Below are 18,624 nucleotides of genomic sequence, written 5' to 3' on the forward strand. Positions count from 1 at the left end.
GTAGAACAGTGCGCGGGCAGGGGAAAGGCCGCGTCGCGTGGAATTCCGCACAAAAAAAAGACCCGGGCGAAAACCCGGGTCAGTCCAACAGGGAGGTGCATATGATCACCCGCATATGCGACGGGATGCATGATTGATAGCCAAAGCCCAGGCGTGCCTCTTTGATCTGGCTCAACCTCAGGCTTTGTCGTCAGGCGACCAGCTTATAGCCGCCCGATTCCGTCACCAGCAGCCGCGCATTCGAGGGATCAGGCTCGATCTTCTGGCGCAGGCGGTAGATGTGGGTTTCCAGCGTGTGGGTGGTGACACCGGCGTTATAGCCCCAGACCTCGTGCAGCAGCACATCGCGCGGGACAACGCCCTCGGTCGAGCGGTACAGGAACTTGAGGATATTGGTTTCCTTCTCGGTCAGGCGGATTTTCTTTTCGTCCTCGGTGACCAGCAGTTTCATCGACGGGCGGAAACTGTACGGCCCCAGCTGGAACACGGCGTCCTCGGACTGTTCGTGCTGGCGCAGCTGAGCGCGGATACGGGCCAGCAGGACGGGGAACTTGAACGGTTTGGTCACGTAATCATTCGCGCCGGCGTCCAGGCCCAGGATGGTATCGGCATCGCTGTCATGGCCGGTCAGCATCAGCACGGGGGCCTTCACGCCCTGTTTGCGCATCAGGCGACACAGCTCGCGCCCGTCGGTGTCGGGCAGGCCGACGTCCAGAATGATCAGGTCATACAGGCCTTCTTTGGTTTTCTGCATGGCGCCTGTGCCGTCGCCTGCTTCGAAGACGTCGAAGTCCTCGGTCATGATCAGCTGTTCGCTTAGCGCCTCGCGCAGATCCTCGTCATCATCGACAAGCAGGATTTTCTTGAGTTGTCCCATGTTCGGACCCTCCTTGGTTCATGCTAAAAACATGAGGTCACGCGATTGTTCCGACAAGTTATGCTGCAAAACTCTCACGGGCTCGTGTGAATCCGCTGCGAAATGTTTCAAATCGCATGAAAAAGACGTACATGTTCGGGGAAATTGACGGAAAGCCCCCATGAGTTTTGCCCCAGATGTAACAGAAATCCTGGCTCGCGCCCGCGCCGATCTGCGGATGGGGGTGCCTGTTGTGCTGTCCGGCGCGCCGGGGATGCTGGTGATCGCGGCCGAAACCCTGTCGGCGCAGCGGCTGGCGGATCTGCGCGCATTGGGTGGCGACCCGGTGCTGGCCATCACCGCCCGCCGCGCCGAAACCCTGAAGGCGCGCTGCTATGACGTGGATCTGGCGCGGGTCATTCTGCCGCCCGATGCGGGTCTGGGCTGGATTACCGGCGTGGCCGATCCAGCCGATGACCTGATGATGCCGATGAAGGGGCCTTTGTTCACCCAGCGCGGCGGCGAGGTGCGCCCCCATCGTCTGGCCATCAACCTGGCGAAATCGGCGCTGCTGCTGCCGGCGGTGGTGATGCTGCCCTTGGCCGATCCCGATGCGTTTGCCGCGCAAAATGCGCTGACGCTGATCCAGACCACGCAGGCCGAGCCTCTTCTGGCGGCCTCGCCCGTTCCGCATCCGGTGGTCAGCGCCCGCCTGCCCGTCGAGGCGCATGAGCAAGGCCGCCTGCATATCTTCCGCCCCGAGGACGGCGGCGAGGAACATTACGCCTTTGAAATCGGTGCGCCTGCGCGGGACAAACCTGTTCTGGCGCGTCTGCACTCGGCCTGTTTTACCGGCGATGTGATGGGCAGCCTGAAATGCGATTGCGGCCCGCAACTGCACGCCGCTCTGGATCAGATGGGCACCGAAGGCGCGGGCGTTCTGCTCTATCTGAATCAGGAAGGGCGCGGCATCGGCCTGGCCAATAAAATGCGCGCCTATTCGCTACAGGATCAGGGGTTCGATACGGTCGAGGCAAACCACCGCCTGGGCTTTGAGGATGACGAGCGCGATTTCAAACTGGGGGCGCAGATCCTTAAATCCATGGGATTCAGCGCCGTGCGCCTGCTGACAAACAACCCCCGCAAGATCGCGATGATGGAAAAGAACGGCATCGCCGTGGCAGACCGCGTTCCGCTAAAGGTGGGCGAGACCCATTTCAATCGCGGTTACCTAGCCACCAAAGCGGCCAAGTCGGGCCATTTACTCTAGGCTCCGGCTGACCCGCTGCACCTGCGCCAGGACATCCACCTACAAACCGCTCGGATCACCGTGATCAGCCTGTACCCGATTGCGCCTGGGCGCGCGCCTCGGCAATACTGCGGGCATGAATGCTCACGATCTTGTCCTCACCCCGACCCATATCCGATTCCTGAACCGCCGCTTTCCCTGTACCATCGGCCAAGGCGGCCTGACCTCCGACAAATCCGAAGGCGACGGGGCCACCCCCCGCGGCACACACCGTATCGTAGACATCTTCTACCGCGCTGACCGCCTCACAGCCCCAACCCCCAATGCCAAACCCATCGGCCCCCGCGATCTCTGGTCCGATGCGCCTACCGATCCGGCCTATAACAGCCGCGTTCAGGCGCCCTATCCGCATAGCCACGAACAGATGCGCCGGGCTGACCCGATGTATGATCTGATCCTCGTGACCGACTGGAACTACCCCAACACGACCCCACACAAAGGCTCGGCCATCTTCTTGCACCAATGGCGTCGCCCCGGCCGCCCGACCGCTGGCTGCGTGGCCTTCGCCCGCCCGCACCTGCGTTTCATCGCGCAAAACCTGCGGCCACACAGCCGCCTGATCATCCGCTGACCCGCTTCTTTGTTCCTCAAATACTCCGGGGGAGGCCGCAAGGCCGGGGGCAGCGCCCCCATACCCCCTAGAACAAAGCCCGCAACGCCCGAGCCAACAAATCCCCCTGATCCACCTGCAACCGGACAGGCAGCGTGATCACTTTTTGCTGGAAATCACCTGGCAGACGCACCGCATCCTTCTCGGTCGTTACCAGCTGGGCGCGGCGCAGTTTGGCTTCGTTCTCCAGGCGGGTCATCAACGCAGGGGTCAGGGTCTGATGATCGTCCAGGGCCTCGGCCCGGATCACCTGCGCGCCCAGCCCGCGCAGAGTCCGAAAGAATTTTTCAGGATGGCCGATCCCGGCAAAGGCCAGAAACGGCGTATCCGTCCAGTCCATCCCGGTTTCCAGAGGGGCCAGGTGGCCGGTCAGATGAGGCAGGCTCAGCCAGTCCCGCCAGGTATCGGCAAACTCTGCCTGAGCCTGCTCATCCCCGATAGACAGCACCATGTCGGCGCGTTGCAGCCCCTGCCGGACAGGTTCACGCAGGGGGCCCGCAGGCATACAGCGCCCATTGCCGAACCCTTTTGCGGCATCCACCACGACGATCGAAAGATCCTTGTGCAAAGTAGGGTTCTGAAACCCGTCATCCATCACGATGACATCCGCGCCCTTCTGTTCGGCCAGACGGGCCCCGGCGGCGCGGTCCTTGGCGACGATGACCGGCCCGAAGGCGGCCATCAGCAGGGGCTCGTCTCCGACATCATCGGCGTGGTGCTGGCGCGGGTCTACCTCGATCGGTCCCTCCAGACGCCCGCCATACCCGCGTGACACGACACAAGCCACCACCCCCATGGCCTGTAACCGCTGGACGATTTCGATGGTGGTGGGGGTTTTGCCCGTGCCGCCAGCATTCAGATTGCCCACGCAGATCACCGGAATTTTCGCGCGGTAAGGGGTGCCCTTGGCCAATCTGCGGCGTGTCAGAGCCGCATAGAGCGCGCCCAAAGGTGCCAGCAGAACCGCTTGCCATGCAGCAGGGCGATACCAGAATCGAGGGGGTTGCATCAGAGCGCCTCCTTCAGGTCCAGAACGTCCTGAACCAGATTCATCAGCCGGTCTGTCGCCTCGGCCCCGTCCGAGCTGACCTCCCACGCGGCATGGGCCATCAGGGCGGCCTGATCGGGGGCGGACAGCCGGGTGATTGCCCCGGCCAGAGTTTCGGCATCGCGCACGATCCGCGCGGCTCCGGCGCTGGCCAGACGGGAATAGGCGGGCAAGTAGCGGCTGACATTCGGGCCATACAGGATTGCCGACCCCAGGGCGGCGGGTTCGAAGGGGTCTCGGCCTCCATGGCCGGAAATCAGCGAAGACCCCATAAAGGTGATCGGCGCCAGACGATACCACAATCCCATTTCACCCCGCGTATCGGCCAGCAAAATCTGCGTGGCTTCTTCGGGCTGATCGCCATGCGACCAGGTGGCAACCCGCCAGCCTTCGTCCTCCAGCCGGGCCTGAAAATTGGGGCCGCGGGATTCGTCATCGGGGACCAGGATCAACAGTTGCCGATGCGAATAGCGCAAAGTCGCGCGGTGCGCTTGCAAGATTGTATCCAGTTCCTCGGGTTGCATCATGGCGGCCAGCCAGACGGCCCGCCCGGCCAGAGCTTCGGCCAGATCGTCGCGTGTCTGCGCATCGCAGGGCAGGGCGGTTGCGGCCTCTTGCAGGCGGCCGGTTTCTTCGACCTGAGCGGTGGGAATGCCCAGGCGCCCCAATCTGCGGATGGCCGCCGTATCGCTGGCCATGATCTGATCGAACAGGCCCAGAATTTGGCGGCTCAGATCCGGCAGCCACTGAAACCTGTGCACATCAAAGCCGGTTTCCTCGGCATCGATCAGGAACATGGGCACCCCGGTCCGAGAGGCCTCGTGCAGCAGGGCAGGCTGTAGGTGCCCCCCCGTCCACAGCAGCAAATCGGGCGACCAGTGTTTCAGAAACCGGCGGATTTCGCTGGCGGATTCCTCGGGGATGGGCTGCCAGATCACATCGGGTTTCAGATGATCCGGCTGCGGCAGTTCACGCGGTGTTGTCAGCAGCAGGGTCACTTTGGTGCCCTGCGCCCGCAAGCGTTGGGCCAGTTGCAGTAGCGCGGCGGCTTTGCCGAGGCTGGTGGCGTGGCCCCACAGAAGATCGCCCGCCGGACGTTCGCACGGAAACTGCGCCACCGCGCGGGGCGCGCGCCGGGTCAGGGCCAGATAGGCCGTCAGGCTAAGCGAGCGCGCCATTCGCAGGCGTTAACCCAGTTTCTGGGTTTCCGACCCTTCCTGTTCCTCTTCCAGCAGGCGGTGCACATGGGCCACGAAATAGCGCATATGGGCATTGTCCACGGTGCGCTGGGCCTCGGCCTTCCATGCGTCGCGCGCCGAGGCGTAATCGGAATACATCCCGACCAGGTGAATGTCGTTGACGTCTTTGAATTCGGTTCCACTGGGGTCTACCAGTTCGCCACCGAAAACCAGGTGCAGGCGTTGGGTCATGTCAGGTTCCTTTCAGGCTGGGGGCACCCTACTGCGCGGCCCGCGATGCTGCAAGGCGGCGAGGGCTCAGCCGGGGTGGCGGTCGCGCTCGGCAATCGGGTGGCCGGCACGTTTGTAATCGCCGATTCCGCCGCGCAGGCTGGCGCTGCGCAGCCCCATTTCTTGCGCGATCTGGGCCGCCAGCAGGGATCGCCATCCCGAGGCGCAATAGAACACGAATTCCTTATCCTGGGCGAAATAGGGTTTGTGATAGGGGCTTTCGGGGTCGATCCAGAATTCCAGCATCCCGCGCGGCGCGTGACGGGCCGAAGGGATCAGCCCCTCGCGGTCCAGCTCGCGCGGGTCGCGGATGTCCACCAGCACCACGTCGGGGTTTTCAATCAGCGCGGGCGCGTCTGCGGTTTCGTAGGATTTGACGGCCGCATCGGCGCGCGCCAGCAGGTCTTTGTAGCCCAGAGCCATGATGATCCCCTTGGTTTTACCTTATGGTGTGCCTTGGGGCAGGCTAGGCAGATGGTGGGGCGAATCCAAGCGTTGATTAATGCGGCCGGTCACTCGGGCCATTGCGCCAGACGGCCGGCCAGATCCGAGTGCAGGGCAGGGGCGGCGGCCACCACGCCTTTGACCTGCGGATGCGGGTTGTTAAAGCGCAGCGGCTGGCCGCGTTTGTCGGTGGTTATTGCCCCGGCCTCGCGCAGGATCAGATCGCCGGCGGCGATGTCCCATTCCCAGCTGTCGCGCAGGGTCAGCATCGCGTCAAAGCGTCCCTCGGCGACCAAGGACAGCCTGTAGGCCAGCGAGGGCCGATAGGCGCGTTTGATCTCGGGCACTTTCTGGCCGCGCCAGTTATGCGGATGTAGGTTCGGCTTGGCCGCGATCATGCTGGCGCCGGTCAGCTGCGTCCTGTCCGAGGCCCGGATCGGCACCCCGTTCAGCGTGGCCCCCTGTCCGGCGCTGGCGGCATAGAGCTTATCCAGAAGCGGCAGGTAGATCGCCGCGGCCGTGACCTGCCCGTTCGTAGCGATCGCCAGGGAATGCGCCCAGGTGTCCGCGCCTTCGATAAAGCTGCGGGTGCCGTCAATCGGGTCGATGATAAAGACCTTTTCCTGCGCCAGCCGGGCCTGGGTGTCCTCGGTTTCTTCGGACAGCCAGCCGTAATCGGGACGGGCGGCGGGCAGCTCGCGTTGCAGCATCTCGTTCACGGCCAGGTCGGCCTCGGTCACGGGGCCCTGATCGTCGGGTTTGTGCCATGTCTTTGCGGTCTTGCCCGAGTATCGCGTGGCAATCCGGCCCGATTCCCGCGCGGCCTCGATCAACAGGTCCAGATCAGTCGCCGGCAAGGGTCATCCCCTCGATCAGCACAGAGGGCACGACGCGTGACAGATGCGTGCGCGCGTCATTGGCCGGGATCAGGCGCAGCAGCATATCGCGCAGATTGCCCGCGATGGTGCACTCATTCACCGCATGGGTGATCTGGCCGTTTTCCACCCAGAACCCGGCGGCACCGCGCGAATAATCCCCTGTGTTGGGGTTGATCGTCGCGCCGATCATCGAGCTTACCAGCAGCCCGGTGCCCATATCGCGGATCAGGTCGTCACGGGTCTGATCGCCCTGTGTCAGTGACACATTCCAGATCGAGGGCGCAGGCGGGGCCGACACGCCGCTGGCCGCGTTCGCGGTGGAGGGCATCCCCAGTTTGCGCCCGCTGGCCAGATCCAGGGTCCAGCCGGTCAGGGTGCCGTTCTCGACGATGGTGCGTTTCTGTGTCGGCAGGCCTTCGGCATCGAAAGGGCGCGAGGCCCCGACGCGCGGGCGGTGCGGGTCTTCGATCAGCGACAGCGTGTCGGGCAGAACCTGGCTGCCCTTTGCGTTCAGCAGCCACGATGACCCCCGCGCAATCGCGCTGCCATTCACCGCCGCCAGCAGATGCCCGATCAAGGAAGAGGACACCCGTTCATCGAACAGCACCGGATAGGTGCCGGTCTTGGGCTTGGATGCGCCCATGCGGGCAACGGCGCGTTCGCCAGCGGTTTGGCCCACATCCTGGGGCGTGCGCAGATCGGCCTGAAAGATGCGCGAATCCCCGTCATAGTCACGCTCCATCCCGGTGCCGCTGCCTGCGATGGCCACGCAGCTGACGGCGCGATCCGTCCGGTCATAGCCCCCCGCAAACCCGTTCGAGGCGGCCATGTGATATTGCCGTTTTCCATAGGCCGTAGTTGCGCCGCTGACCTGAGTCACGCCCTTGACGGCCAGCGCGGCGGCCTCGGCGGTCTGGGCGTCCGATTGCAGGGCGGCGGGGTCGGGTTCCGCTGCCGGGTCGCACAGTTCCAGCGCGTCAATATCCCAGCCTGTCGCCAGCTGATCCGGCGCGGCCAGGCCGATATAGGGATCCTCGGGGGCCTCTTTGGCCATGGCGACGGCGCGTTCGGCCATCGCGCGCAATGTCTCGGGCCGGGTGTCCGAGGCAGAGACGTTCGCCTGGCGCTGCCCCACCAGAACCCGCAGGCCGATATCCGTGCCCTCGGACCGTTCGGCCTGTTCCAGTTTGCCCGCGCGCACATCAATCGAAACTGAGGTGCCGGTGACGGCAATCGCATCGGCGGCATCGGCGCCGGCGGTTTTGGCGGCGTCCAGCAGGGCTTGGGTCAGGTCGGGCAGGGATTGTGTCATGCAGGTCCGTGTTCTGATGTTTGTCGTCAGGTAAACGCAGCGGGGTGAATGCGCAAGCGGCGGGCGTGAAAAGGCCGCGGACAAGGCTGCCCGCGGCCCCGAGTGCCTAAGTTCGGGTTATTTCAGGCGCTGGCCGTTGGCCAGAACGTGGCCCTGCTCGTTCACCTCGATTGTCGAGGTCAGGGTGTCCTCGCCCGCGCCGGGGACGGCGAACAGGCCCATCATCATGCGCGCGCCCATGGCCTGATCTTCGGGGACAAAGCCCATGGCGACCAGTTTATCCAGCAGCCCGTTGCCGCCGATCAGTTTCAGGTTCAGCGTGCCTTCGGGCCGGGGCATCCCGTCGAACGAGGTCAGGTCCGTGTTATCGAAGGTGAACCCGCCATTGCCGGTCAGTTCGGCCCCGGCGGCGCGCACGGTCAGCGTGTTGATGTTCGTGGCGTGCAGCTCACCCGGAGGGGTGCCGCCCAGCTGTGCCATCGCCTTTTCGTCCATCAGATCGTGGGTCAGTTTGACCTGGCCGGTCAGGTCCACGTCAATGGTGGCCGGATCGCGCGGCAGTTGCTGCGTGGGGTCAAAGATGCCCCACAGCAGATCCGCCATGGTGAAATCGCCTAGCGTCAGTGAAATCTGGTAATCCTGTAGCGCGTCGGACTTGGCCAGCGGCATCATCAGCTTCATCGCGGCCTGCTGCATCCGGAACGAGACCGGCAGCGGAATATCCGAGCCTGACATATCTACCGCCAGCCCCTGCGAGGCCAGCTCGTATACCAGCTGCCCCGCATCCATGGCGATGCCAAACGCGCCGCCCGTGGTGCTGGTGCTGCCCGAGAATTGATCTTCGGGGCTGGTAAAGGTGAACTCGGTCTGACCGCCGGTATGGGTGAACCCGCCGTTGAACCCGAAACCGGCCTTCAGCGCGGCGTTCATGTCCTGCATATCCACGCCCTCGGGCATCGAGGACGCGCCGTCACTGCTTAGCCCGCTCAGGGCACCCTTCAGGAAAACGCGGCCTTCTTTGCCGTCGGGATCAGCCATATCCAGCAGGTAGTTCAGCGATTGCGCGGCAAAGGACTGCTTGGCGGTTTTCACCGCGCCTTCAACGGTGTTGGACAGCCCGCTGACGCCGGTCATCTCCAACTTGGCGGCGCCCAGATCGATGGCCTCACCCTCGACGGTCAGATTGGTCATCTCAACGCCCAGAGAGTCGGCCTTGTAGGTAAAGGTCATGTTGTCCGGCGTGCCCGAAATCGTGTTCTTCATGCCCGCGCTGGTCAGGTTCAGGATGAATTCGACGTCGTCGTCATTTTCGACATCCACCTTGGCTTTCATAGGCAAGGCAGCCGGGATGATCATATCAACCGTGCCGTCCCCGTTTTCGGCAAAGGACATGGTGCCCAGTTCGAGGGTCACCTTGCCCTCGTCCTCGGGTATCACGACGTTCATCACGATATTCGACAGGGTCAGGGTTCCGCCCGACATCGATTCGTCGGCTGAGACGGAATAGCCAAATTGCTCCATCTGCTCTTTCCAAGAGCCCCAGACATCCTGCGCGGTCACGTCGGCAAATGCGGCCGATCCCGTCAAACAAAGCGCGGTGGCCGCGCTGGTATTCAACAAAGTCCAATGTTTCATAATCAAACCTTCCTTATAATTTCGCCGTAGCTTCCGTTCATTGGCCGGCGTGGTCAAGGCCCAAGCGACTGGACCCGAGGGCAGAGGCGGTTTACCACATGCAGGCACAACAGATAGGAACGCAGGCGGCAGGATGACAGAGTTTCTTGGAAAAACAGTGATGATCACCGGCGCCAGCCGTGGCATCGGTGAATCGGCAGCCCGGCTGTTCGCGCAGGCCGGGGCGAATGTGGTGCTGATGGCCCGCTCTGAAGGGCGGATTGCGCAGATCGCGGAGCAGATCGGGGCGCAGGCTCTGGCCGTTCCCGGTGATGTCAGCAAATGGGCCGATGTGCAGGCGGCGGTGCAGCTGGCCGTGGATCGGTTCGGCGGGCTGGATATTCTGATCAACAACGCTGGTGTGATCGAGCCGATCTCGCCCTTGATTGACGCCGACCCCGAGGGCTGGGGCGCGGCGATCGACATTAACCTTAAGGGCGTTTTTTACGGCCTGCGCGCGGCCGCGCCGGTGATGGTGGCAGCCGGAGGCGGAACGGTGATTACCATCAGCTCGGGTGCGGCGCATAACGCGCTGGAGGGCTGGAGCCACTATTGCAGCTCCAAGGCGGGGGCGGCGATGCTGACCCGGAACGCCGATCTGGAACTACGCGGGCGGGGCCTGCGGATCATGGGGCTGTCGCCCGGCACCGTGGCCACCCAGATGCAGAAGGAAATCAAGGTCAGCGGCATCAACCCCGTCGCGCAGCTGGAATGGGAGGATCACATCCCCCCCGAATGGCCCGCGCGCTGCCTGATGTGGATGTGCGGGCCGGCGGGCGATGATCTGTGCGGCCAGGAAATATCGCTGCGCAATGAGGATATTCGCAAAGAGGTGGGCCTGACATGATCGAGCTGCAAAAGGACAACGGGCTGTGGGTGGTAACGATCAACCGGCCCGACAAGGCGAATTCCTTGACATCCGGAATGCTGGAACGCCTGTGCGAGATCTATGAAAGCGCCGGTGACGCGCGGGTGGTGATCCTGACCGGGGCGGGCAAAGTGTTCAGCGCCGGTGCCGATCTGGACGAGGCGCGGGCGGGGCTGGCGACCTCGGGTCTGTGGGAGCGTCTTTCGGGGGCGGTGGCCGCCTGTCCGGGGCTGACGATCGCCGCGCTGAACGGCACGCTGGCCGGCGGTGCGAACGGGATGGTGCTGGCCTGTGATATTCGCCTGGCCGTGCCGGGGGCGAAGTTTTTCTATCCGGTGATGAAGCTGGGATATTTGCCGCAGCCTTCGGATCCGGGGCGGATGGCGGCTTTGATCGGGCCATCGCGGACCAAGCTGATCCTGATGGGCGGGCAGAAAATCCTGTCAGATGAGGCGCTGAGCTTTGGCCTGGTGGATCGGCTGATTGACGGCGATGTGGTGGCGGCTGCGAAAGAGATTGCCGCCGACACGCTGGGTGCGAAGCCGGAAATCGCGGTGGGGATCAAGGCCCTGTGCGCCTGAGGTGGGCGTGATCCGAAGGGGCGTTCTGACGCACGCGCAGGATGTCTCGTCGGCGGCCTTTGGCCTTCTCCTCGGGGGGGCGCCTGGTGCAAGCGTTGCGTCTGGAAATCCCGCGCTCGTTCGGATGCGCTGAAAGAGGCGTGGATTTCACCGAGGCAGAGGGGCAGATCGGACCGGGGCGTATTGTGGCTTGTGTCATTGGGCCCGGCGCGGCAGGTAGAGTGTGGCCGGAACGGGCCAGAACGCAAGGAGCAGGCGAATGGATTTTGATCTATCGGAGCAGCCCGAGATCGTACAGCAGGCGGCGGGCTATGCTTTGCAGATCTGGGAGCTGGCGCAATCGTGGCTGCTGAGCCCGCAGGCGTGGTCTCAGTTCGGGCTGCTGCTGGTGGCCTGGTTCGTGGCCGTTATTGCCTCCAAGCGGTTGCAGCCCTTTCTGCTGCGGTTTCTGACCCCAGAAGAGGACACGGGCTATACCGCGCGGGCGCGTCTGTTCGTGAGGCAATTTCTGCCGCTTTTGCTGCCGCTGCTGGCCTGGCTGTTCACCGGGATCGGCGAAGGCGTGGTGCGCTCGATCTTTGATTCCGGGGCGGTGATTGCCTTTGGCAAGCGGGTTTTTCTGTTCGTGGCCGTGCGTCTGCTGGTCCGCGAGATCATCAAGGATCCGTTTTTCAAGCTGCTGGGGCGCTATGTGATGCTGCCTCTTGCGGCGGTTTATGCGCTGGGTCTGCTGGATTTTGTGACGGCCAAGCTGGAAGAAACAGTGGTGCCGCTGGGCAACCTGTCGTTTTCGATGCTGGATCTGATCCGGTTTGTGATTGTGGGCGGCGTGATTTTCTGGCTGGGGCGGTGGTCGAACGATCAATCTTCGACCTTGATCCAGAAACAAGAGGCCATGCGCCCCGCGACCCGGCAATTGGCGGTCAAAGTGGCCGAGATCGGGATTTTCGGCGTCGCGTTTCTGGTTTTCATGAACATCATGGGGATTCCGCTGACCTCTTTGGCGGTGCTGACGGGGGCGATTGGCGTGGGGCTGGGCTTTGGCTTGCAGAAAATCGCGTCGAATTTCATCTCTGGCGTGATCCTGCTGGTCGAGGGGCAGGCCACCGTTGGCGATTACGTGGAACTGGATGGCGGTGAGGCCGGCACCATCGTGAAAATGACCGCTCGCGCCGCGATTTTGGAAACTTTCGATGGGCGCTGGATCGTGGTGCCGAACGAGGATTTCATCACCACCCGCGTTGTGAACTATTCGGATCAGGGCAGCGCCAACCGATACGAGGCCGCTTTCTCGGTCAGCTATGACACGGATATTAACCAGGTGCCCGATGTCATTCAGGCGGCTGTGGCCAGGCTGCCCTTTGTTCTGGATGACCCCGAAGGCCCCGATTGCGAGCTGCGCGGCTTTGGCGATTCCGGCATAGATTTCTGTGTGGAATTCTGGGTGAATGGCATTGATGACGGGCGCAACAAATATAGCTCTCAGGTGTTGTTTGCGGTCTGGAATGCGCTGAAAGAATCCGGAATCGAAATCCCCTATCCGCATCGTGTGATCGAGTTCAAGAACGGCCTGCCGGGATGAGCTATGCACTGGTCATCGGCGCAGGCCCGGCTGGGTTGATGGCGGCCGACGCGCTGTCTTCGGCGGGTCACCGGGTGATCGTGGCCGAGGCCAAGCCCTCACCGGCGCGCAAATTCCTGATGGCGGGCAAATCCGGCCTGAACCTGACAAAAGACGAACCCACGGATCGCTTTGTTTCGCACTTCTTTCAGGCCGCGCCGACCCTGCGCCCTATGCTGGCCGCTTTCGGCCCCGCTCAGGTGCAGGACTGGGCCAGAGCGCTGGACCAGGAGATCTTCACCGGCTCCTCCGGGCGGGTGTTTCCCAAGGCGATGAAGGCCTCTCCTTTGCTGCGTGCCTGGCTGCGTCGGCTTTCGGATCAAGGCGTCGAAATCCGCACCCGCTGGCGCTGGACATCCGGCCTGCGCAATCCGGTGTTCGATACGCCCGATGGCCCGCAAACTCTGACCCCTGCGGCGCTTATCCTCGCCTGCGGCGGTGCCAGCTGGGCCAGGTTAGGCTCTGATGCGGACTGGGTGCGCCACCTGCCGGTCAGGGATCTGGCCCCGTTCCAGCCCGCCAATATGGGCTTTTACGTGGACTGGTCTCCCCATATGGAAAAACACTTCGGCCAGCCGGTGAAGAACACCCTGCTCAAAGCCGGCCCCACCCACATACGCGCCGAGTTTGTCCTCACCCGCCGCGGGGTCGAGGGCGGCGGCATCTACGCCGTCTCCCGCCCCTTGCGCCAGGGTGCTCCCCTGACGCTGGACTTGTTGCCGGATCTGCCCACCGAAACCATCCGCGCGCGCCTGTCGAACACCAAACAATCCCTCCCGAACCGCCTGCGCCGCCTGCTGCGCGACCCGGTCAAACAAGCGCTTGTGCTCGAATGCGCCCGCCCCCTGCCCAATGACATCGCGCCACTATTGAAAAACCTGCCCCTGCCGGTCACCGCCCCCTTCCCCATGGACGAGGCAATCTCCACCGCAGGCGGCCTGCGCTTCACCGCTCTCACAGACGGGCTGATGCTGCAATCACACCCCGGCATCTTCGCCGCCGGAGAAATGCTCGACTGGGAGGCCCCAACCGGCGGCTATCTGCTCACCGGCTGCCTGGCCACGGGCAAATGGGCGGGCGAAAATGCCGCCCGCTTCCTGGCCTCTTCTTTGCTCTGACAATACTCCGGGGGAATGTGCCGCAGGCACAGGGGGCAGCGCCCCCAGATGCCTCAGTTGGCAACTGCCCGCTTAAACGCATCCCGCCCGCGCATCGCCTTGGCATAGGCCAGCAGCGCTTCGTTCTCGAACGGGAATTTCGCGGCATAAGCCCAGTTCAGGCAATGAGTCGCAATGATGTCGGGAATCGTCATCTTCTCGCCCATCAGAAACGGGCCTTCCAGACATTTGGCGATTCGCTCGGCGTTGCGTGCGAATTCCCACTTCAGGCTGGTTTTCACCTCGGGGACGCGTTTGTCCTCGGGCAGGATAAAGCCATGCCGCGCGCCAGCCCACAGCACCGCATCCATTTCATCCAGGATCATATTGGTCAGCCCGTCTTGCCGGGCGCGCTCGATCGTGCCGGCCGGATAGGTCAGCCCGCCGTGTTTATCGGCCAGATAGGTCATGATCGCGGTTGAATCCGTCAGGATCGTGTCGCCTTCTTTCAGCGCGGGAATCTTCCCCGAGGCATTGCAGGCATAGGCCTCTTTCGAGTGCGGCTTGGCCTTGATCTGCTCATAGGGCTGGCCCAGTTCCTCTAGCATCCAGGTGACGCGAAAGGCGCGGCTTTGGGTGTCGCCAATGACTTGGTACATAAAATCTTCTCCCTGTTCGCCCGCGTGTTGCGGGGTCTCCTGCTGGGAACAAAGCGCAGATTCCATAAGAAGGCCAGAGTAACCTAACGGCGTAACTTAGCGCCGGTTCATCCGGGCGATGCGGATCAGCATCCGTTCCACCAGAGCCATCGCCGGGGCATTCTGCCCGGCCGAGCGCAGTTGCAGATCGGTGTCGGTGATATGGGCCAGCGCGCGTTCCAGCCGCTCGGAGCCCAGGGTTTGGGCCTGCCGGGTGCTGCGCTCTTTTTGTTTGAAATTGCCGGGGATGAACACGCGCCCACCGGGATTGGCCGCGATGGTATAGAGCGTTCGGAAATGCCGGGTTGCGCCGATGCACAGGGTGACGGGATTGGCCCCCTGCGCCTGCATTTTCTTCAGCATCGGGTCCAGTTCGCTGTCACGCCCCTCGGCCACGACATTCAGCAGATCGTCCAGCGCCGCCTCGGTCGAGGCAGGGGCGCAGGCCTGAATATCGGCGCTGGTGACGGGGGTGTCCTCGCTGCGTTTATACAGCGCCAGTTTTTCCAGCGTCTGCCGGAAATCGCCGGGTTGCAGATCGCGCGCCAGGGCGGTCAGGTCCTGCATGGCCCCGTCAGCCAGCCGGGTCAGGCCGGAACGGGCCAGCTCGGCCTCGATCTCGTCCCGCGTCATCGGATCGTCATAAAGCGCGGCGGCAAAGGCGTTTGGATGCGCCTCGAACGCTTTGCGCAGCTTCGAGGTAGGTTTCAGATCGCCCGCCGTCACCACGATCTGCGCATCGCCCTGGGCCCAATCGGTCAGAGCATTCAGAATCGCGGGGGCGGCGGTCTCGTTTGCATCCTCGACAAAGGCGACGCGCTGGCCGGGGAAAAAGCTGATCGCCTTGACCGCATCCAGCAATTGCGCGGGATCTTTGCGCAGATCGGCGCCGGGAATGCGGGTCAGGCGCATTTCCTCTTCGCCATTGGGGCCGATCAGGGCGGCGATGGCCTCTTGGCGTTTCAGGGCCACGCGCATGGCATCCTTGCCGAAAATCAGCAGCCCGGCCTTCGCCGGATCGGGCTTCGCGAAATAGCGGGACGCCTCGCGCGGGGGGAGCTTCATTCCGCCAGCCCCGGCGAGGCCGCGATCAGCCGCGTGACGATCTGATCGGCCAGGATCACCGCCAGCCGTTCGCGGGCATCGCGCTCTGAGGCCAGGGTGGCCACCGTGCTGGAGGTCGTCGAATAGCCGGTAAAGCTGTTGACCTTACCGCTGGTCAGAACCGTGCCGGTATCGGCATCGCGCAGCGCGTAGGCGGCGCTGCCGACGATGTTGAACCGCGTGGTGATGTTGTCGGCGGATACGGCCATGCGTTCCTCGACAAAGGTCAGCTGATAGCCCAGCTGATAGCGTTCCTGCGCGGTGCGTCCCAGCCGGGTTTCCAGCCGTTGCACCAGCAATTGTTCGTCCCGCGTGTCCGGCGCATCTACGGCGATTGCCGATTGCAGCTGCGTGGCCGGGCCCGATGGCCCGTAAGCAGGGGCAAAGCCGCAGCCCGTCAGGGCCACGGTCAGTCCGATGATCAGGGTTCTACGGTTAAATAACCACATTCACGATGCGTCCGGGCACTACAATCAGCTTCTTCGGGGTGGCCCCATCCAGAGCCTTGATCACAGCATCCTGCGCCAGCGCCAGCTTTTCAACCTCTTCCTTGGGCATATCCTTGGGCACGCTGATTTCCGCGCGGCGTTTGCCGTTGATCTGGATCGGCAGGGTGACGGCATCGTCCACCAGCATTGCCTCATCCGCGACGGGCCAGGTGGCGGTGGCAATCAGGCCTTCGCCGCCCAGCAGTTGCCAGATTTCCTCGGACAGGTGGGGGGTCATGGGCGACATCAGCTGCGCCAGAACCTGCGCGGCCTGGGTTTTTGCGCCCTTCCCGGCCTTGGATTTCGCCAGCGTGTTGGTGAACCCATAGAGCTTCGCAATCGAGGCGTTGAAGCCAAAGCTTTCGATCCCGCCGGTCACGTCATGGATACATTTGTGCATCGCGCGCAGCAGGGCCTTATCTTCGCTGGGGTTCTCGGCGGCATCCATGCCCGCGATGTCATTGGCGATGCGGTAGACGCGCGCCAGGTGCTTGGCGGCTGCCTCGGCGCCAGCGGCGGTCCATTCCACATCCCGTTCGGGGGGCGAGTCGCTCAGCACGAACCAGCGCGCGGTATCGGCGCCGTATTGCTGGATGATCTGCACCGGGTCCACGACGTTGTTTTTCGACTTGGACATCTTGGCCGAGGGCACGATGGTTACCTCGGTCCCGTCCTTCAGGAAACCCTTGCCGTCGCGCAGCGTCACTTCCTCGGGGTAGTGGTAGACGGGCCGGCCATCGGTGCCGGTGGTTTTGTAAATCGCGTGAGTCACCATGCCCTGGGTGAACAGGGCGTTGAACGGTTCCTTGGATTTCTCGGGCAGGTGGCCGCAGATGTTCATCGCGCGGGCAAAGAAGCGCGAATAGAGCAGGTGCAAAATCGCATGTTCAATGCCACCGATATACTGATCCACGTTCATCCAGTATTCGGCCTCGGCCAGATCGGTGGGCGTGTCGGCGCGCGGGGCGGTGAAGCGGGCGAAATACCAGCTGCTGTCCACAAACGTGTCCATCGTGTCGGTTTCGCGCTGCGCAGGCTTACCGCATTTGGGGCAGGTGCAGTTCCGCCAGGTCGGGTGACGGTCCAGCGGGTTGCCGGGAATATCGAACGAGACATCATCGGGCAGTTTGACCGGCAGGTTTTCCTTTTTCTCGGGCACCACGCCGCAGGTGTCGCAATGCACCACGGGAATCGGACAGCCCCAATAACGCTGACGCGAAAGGCCCCAGTCACGCAGGCGGAATTTCGTCACGCCCTGGCCGATGCCATTGGATTCGCAATGATCCACGGCGGCGGCGACGGCCTCGTCCCCGGTTTGGAGCTCGGCCCCGGCGAAGCCCTTCACATAGCGGACTTTTTCCGATTTTACCGGCACATAGGGGGCGTTTTCCGGGTAATCCCCTTCGAGCGGTTCAAAAGTCGGGATGATCGGCAGGCCGTATTTGGTGGCGAACTCATGGTCACGTTCGTCATGGGCCGGGCAGGCAAAGACCGCGCCGGTGCCGTAATCCATCAGGATGAAGTTGGCGATCCAGACGGGCAGTTCCCAATTCGGATCCAGCGGGTGTTTGACGGTCAGCCCGGTGTCAAAGCCCAGCTTTTCGGCGGTTTCGATGGCCTCGGCGGTGGTGCCGCCCTTGCGGGCCTCGGCGCAGAATTCCGCGACCTCGGGGCGCTGAGCCTCCAGTTCCTTGGCCAGCGGATGATCGGGCGAGATGCCCACAAAGGACGCGCCCATCAGCGTGTCGGGACGGGTGGTGTACACCTCGATCTCGCCCCCGTCGGTGCGTTCAAAGCTGAATTGCAACCCGCGCGATTTACCGATCCAGTTGGCCTGCATCAGTTTGACCTTGGCGGGCCAGTCATCCAGCCCGTCCAGCGCATCCAGCAATTCGCCCGAGAAATCCGAGATCTTGAAGAACCACTGCGTCAGCTCGCGCCGTTCCACATCCGCGCCGGAACGCCAGCCCTTGCCGTCGATCACCTGTTCGTTGGCCAGAACGGTCATATCCACCGGATCCCAGTTCACCACGGCGTTTTTGCGGTAAACCAGCCCCTTCTCGATGAAGTCGATGAACATCGACTGCTGCTGGCCGTAATATTCCGGATCGCAAGTGGCAAACATCCGGGTCCAGTCCAGCGCAAAGCCCAGCGGCTTCATCTGGCCGACCATCGTGTCGATATTGTCGTAGGTCCAATCCTTGGGGTGCCCGCCCGAGGCCATAGCCGCGTTTTCAGCCGGCATCCCGAAGGCGTCAAACCCCATCGGGTGCAGCACGTTATGCCCGGTGGACATCTTATAGCGCGCGATAACGTCGCCCATGGTGTAGTTGCGCACGTGCCCGATATGGATGCGTCCCGAGGGATAGGGGAACATCTCTAGCACATAGTATTTCGGTTTGTCGTCGCTGCGGACGGCCTTGAAGGTTTCAGCCTTGTCCCAGGCTTCTTGCCACTTGGCTTCGATTTCGCCGGCAGAATAGCGCGTCATATCGGGCGGACCTTTCCTTAGTCGCGTGTCGGAACGGGTGATAGGCATGTGTGGGCCGCTGGTCTAGGGGGAAGTC

Annotated in this window: 18 protein-coding genes; 6 read left to right on the forward strand and 12 right to left on the reverse strand. The window is 63.1% G+C overall.

Annotation, left to right across the window (positions count from 1 at the left end):
• Window positions 1–190: 190 nt before the first annotated feature.
• On the reverse strand, window positions 191–877 hold the full coding sequence (locus ACP15O_RS10215; protein WP_425095996.1) for a response regulator transcription factor: 687 nt from the start codon (window positions 875–877) through the stop codon (window positions 191–193).
• A 160-nt stretch (window positions 878–1,037) separates the two neighbouring features.
• Here ACP15O_RS10215 and ribA point away from each other — a divergent pair, with 160 nt between their 5' ends.
• The gene (gene ribA, locus ACP15O_RS10220) at window positions 1,038–2,126 is read left to right on the forward strand and encodes a GTP cyclohydrolase II (RefSeq protein ID WP_425095997.1); all 1,089 of its coding nucleotides are present in this window, start codon (window positions 1,038–1,040) and stop codon (window positions 2,124–2,126) included.
• Between the two features lie 115 nt (window positions 2,127–2,241).
• Complete coding sequence (locus tag ACP15O_RS10225) at window positions 2,242–2,736, forward strand: L,D-transpeptidase family protein (protein ID WP_425095998.1); 495 nt, start codon at window positions 2,242–2,244, stop codon at window positions 2,734–2,736.
• 67 nt (window positions 2,737–2,803) lie between these two features.
• Here ACP15O_RS10225 and lpxK read toward each other — a convergent pair whose 3' ends face one another.
• The 7 genes from lpxK to ACP15O_RS10260 all read right to left on the reverse strand — a co-directional run bounded on the left by lpxK (window position 2,804) and on the right by ACP15O_RS10260 (window position 9,561).
• Complete coding sequence (gene lpxK, locus ACP15O_RS10230; protein WP_425095999.1) at window positions 2,804–3,784, reverse strand: tetraacyldisaccharide 4'-kinase; 981 nt, start codon at window positions 3,782–3,784, stop codon at window positions 2,804–2,806.
• Window positions 3,784–5,001, reverse strand: a complete 1,218-nt coding sequence (locus ACP15O_RS10235) for a 3-deoxy-D-manno-octulosonic acid transferase (RefSeq protein WP_425096000.1) — start codon at window positions 4,999–5,001, stop codon at window positions 3,784–3,786. The genes lpxK and ACP15O_RS10235 overlap by 1 nt, the downstream gene beginning before the upstream one ends.
• Window positions 5,002–5,010: 9 nt before the next feature.
• Entirely contained in the window at window positions 5,011–5,253 is a 243-nt protein-coding gene (locus ACP15O_RS10240) for a DUF4170 domain-containing protein (RefSeq protein ID WP_425096001.1), read from the reverse strand.
• 66 nt (window positions 5,254–5,319) lie between these two features.
• Window positions 5,320–5,715: a rhodanese-like domain-containing protein gene (locus ACP15O_RS10245; RefSeq protein ID WP_425096002.1), complete on the reverse strand. Its 396-nt coding sequence runs from the start codon at window positions 5,713–5,715 to the stop codon at window positions 5,320–5,322.
• An 89-nt stretch (window positions 5,716–5,804) separates the two neighbouring features.
• Window positions 5,805–6,593, reverse strand: coding sequence for an inositol monophosphatase family protein (locus tag ACP15O_RS10250; protein ID WP_425096003.1), 789 nt, complete (start codon window positions 6,591–6,593; stop codon window positions 5,805–5,807).
• Window positions 6,580–7,926, reverse strand: a complete 1,347-nt coding sequence (locus ACP15O_RS10255; RefSeq protein ID WP_425096004.1) for a TldD/PmbA family protein — start codon at window positions 7,924–7,926, stop codon at window positions 6,580–6,582. The genes ACP15O_RS10250 and ACP15O_RS10255 overlap by 14 nt, the downstream gene beginning before the upstream one ends.
• 117 nt (window positions 7,927–8,043) lie before the next feature.
• Window positions 8,044–9,561 carry a DUF2125 domain-containing protein gene (locus ACP15O_RS10260; RefSeq protein ID WP_425096005.1) on the reverse strand — a complete coding sequence of 506 codons (1,518 nt, stop codon included), beginning with the start codon at window positions 9,559–9,561 and terminating at the stop codon, window positions 8,044–8,046.
• A 133-nt stretch (window positions 9,562–9,694) separates the two neighbouring features.
• On the opposite strand from ACP15O_RS10260, the gene ACP15O_RS10265 reads away from it, so the two are divergent.
• From ACP15O_RS10265 to ACP15O_RS10280, 4 genes are all read left to right on the forward strand, one after another.
• A complete protein-coding gene (locus ACP15O_RS10265) occupies window positions 9,695–10,447 on the forward strand; it encodes an SDR family oxidoreductase (RefSeq protein ID WP_425096006.1) in 753 nt (250 codons plus the stop codon).
• Window positions 10,444–11,049: an enoyl-CoA hydratase/isomerase family protein gene (locus tag ACP15O_RS10270; RefSeq protein ID WP_425096007.1), complete on the forward strand. Its 606-nt coding sequence runs from the start codon at window positions 10,444–10,446 to the stop codon at window positions 11,047–11,049. Before ACP15O_RS10265 ends, ACP15O_RS10270 begins: the two co-directional genes overlap by 4 nt.
• 259 nt (window positions 11,050–11,308) lie before the next feature.
• Window positions 11,309–12,631 carry a mechanosensitive ion channel family protein gene (locus tag ACP15O_RS10275; RefSeq protein WP_425096008.1) on the forward strand — a complete coding sequence of 441 codons (1,323 nt, stop codon included), beginning with the start codon at window positions 11,309–11,311 and terminating at the stop codon, window positions 12,629–12,631.
• On the forward strand, window positions 12,628–13,788 hold the full coding sequence (locus tag ACP15O_RS10280; RefSeq protein WP_425096009.1) for a TIGR03862 family flavoprotein: 1,161 nt from the start codon (window positions 12,628–12,630) through the stop codon (window positions 13,786–13,788). The genes ACP15O_RS10275 and ACP15O_RS10280 overlap by 4 nt, the downstream gene beginning before the upstream one ends.
• A 53-nt stretch (window positions 13,789–13,841) precedes the next feature.
• Here the strand turns inward: ACP15O_RS10280 and ACP15O_RS10285 are convergent, their stop codons facing one another.
• From ACP15O_RS10285 to leuS, 4 genes are all read right to left on the reverse strand, one after another.
• Window positions 13,842–14,426: a glutathione S-transferase family protein gene (locus ACP15O_RS10285; RefSeq protein WP_425096010.1), complete on the reverse strand. Its 585-nt coding sequence runs from the start codon at window positions 14,424–14,426 to the stop codon at window positions 13,842–13,844.
• A 96-nt stretch (window positions 14,427–14,522) separates the two neighbouring features.
• A complete protein-coding gene (gene holA, locus ACP15O_RS10290; protein WP_425096011.1) occupies window positions 14,523–15,530 on the reverse strand; it encodes a DNA polymerase III subunit delta in 1,008 nt (335 codons plus the stop codon).
• The gene (gene lptE / locus ACP15O_RS10295; RefSeq protein ID WP_425096012.1) at window positions 15,527–16,018 is read right to left on the reverse strand and encodes an LPS assembly lipoprotein LptE; all 492 of its coding nucleotides are present in this window, start codon (window positions 16,016–16,018) and stop codon (window positions 15,527–15,529) included. The genes holA and lptE overlap by 4 nt, the downstream gene beginning before the upstream one ends.
• The gene (gene leuS, locus ACP15O_RS10300; protein ID WP_425096013.1) at window positions 16,005–18,548 is read right to left on the reverse strand and encodes a leucine--tRNA ligase; all 2,544 of its coding nucleotides are present in this window, start codon (window positions 18,546–18,548) and stop codon (window positions 16,005–16,007) included. Before leuS ends, lptE begins: the two co-directional genes overlap by 14 nt.
• Between the last annotated feature and the right edge of the window lie 76 nt (window positions 18,549–18,624).

It is taken from the genome of Youngimonas ophiurae (nom. illeg.) (assembly GCF_049803795.1).
Classification (GTDB): Bacteria; Pseudomonadota; Alphaproteobacteria; order Rhodobacterales; family Rhodobacteraceae; genus Thalassobius.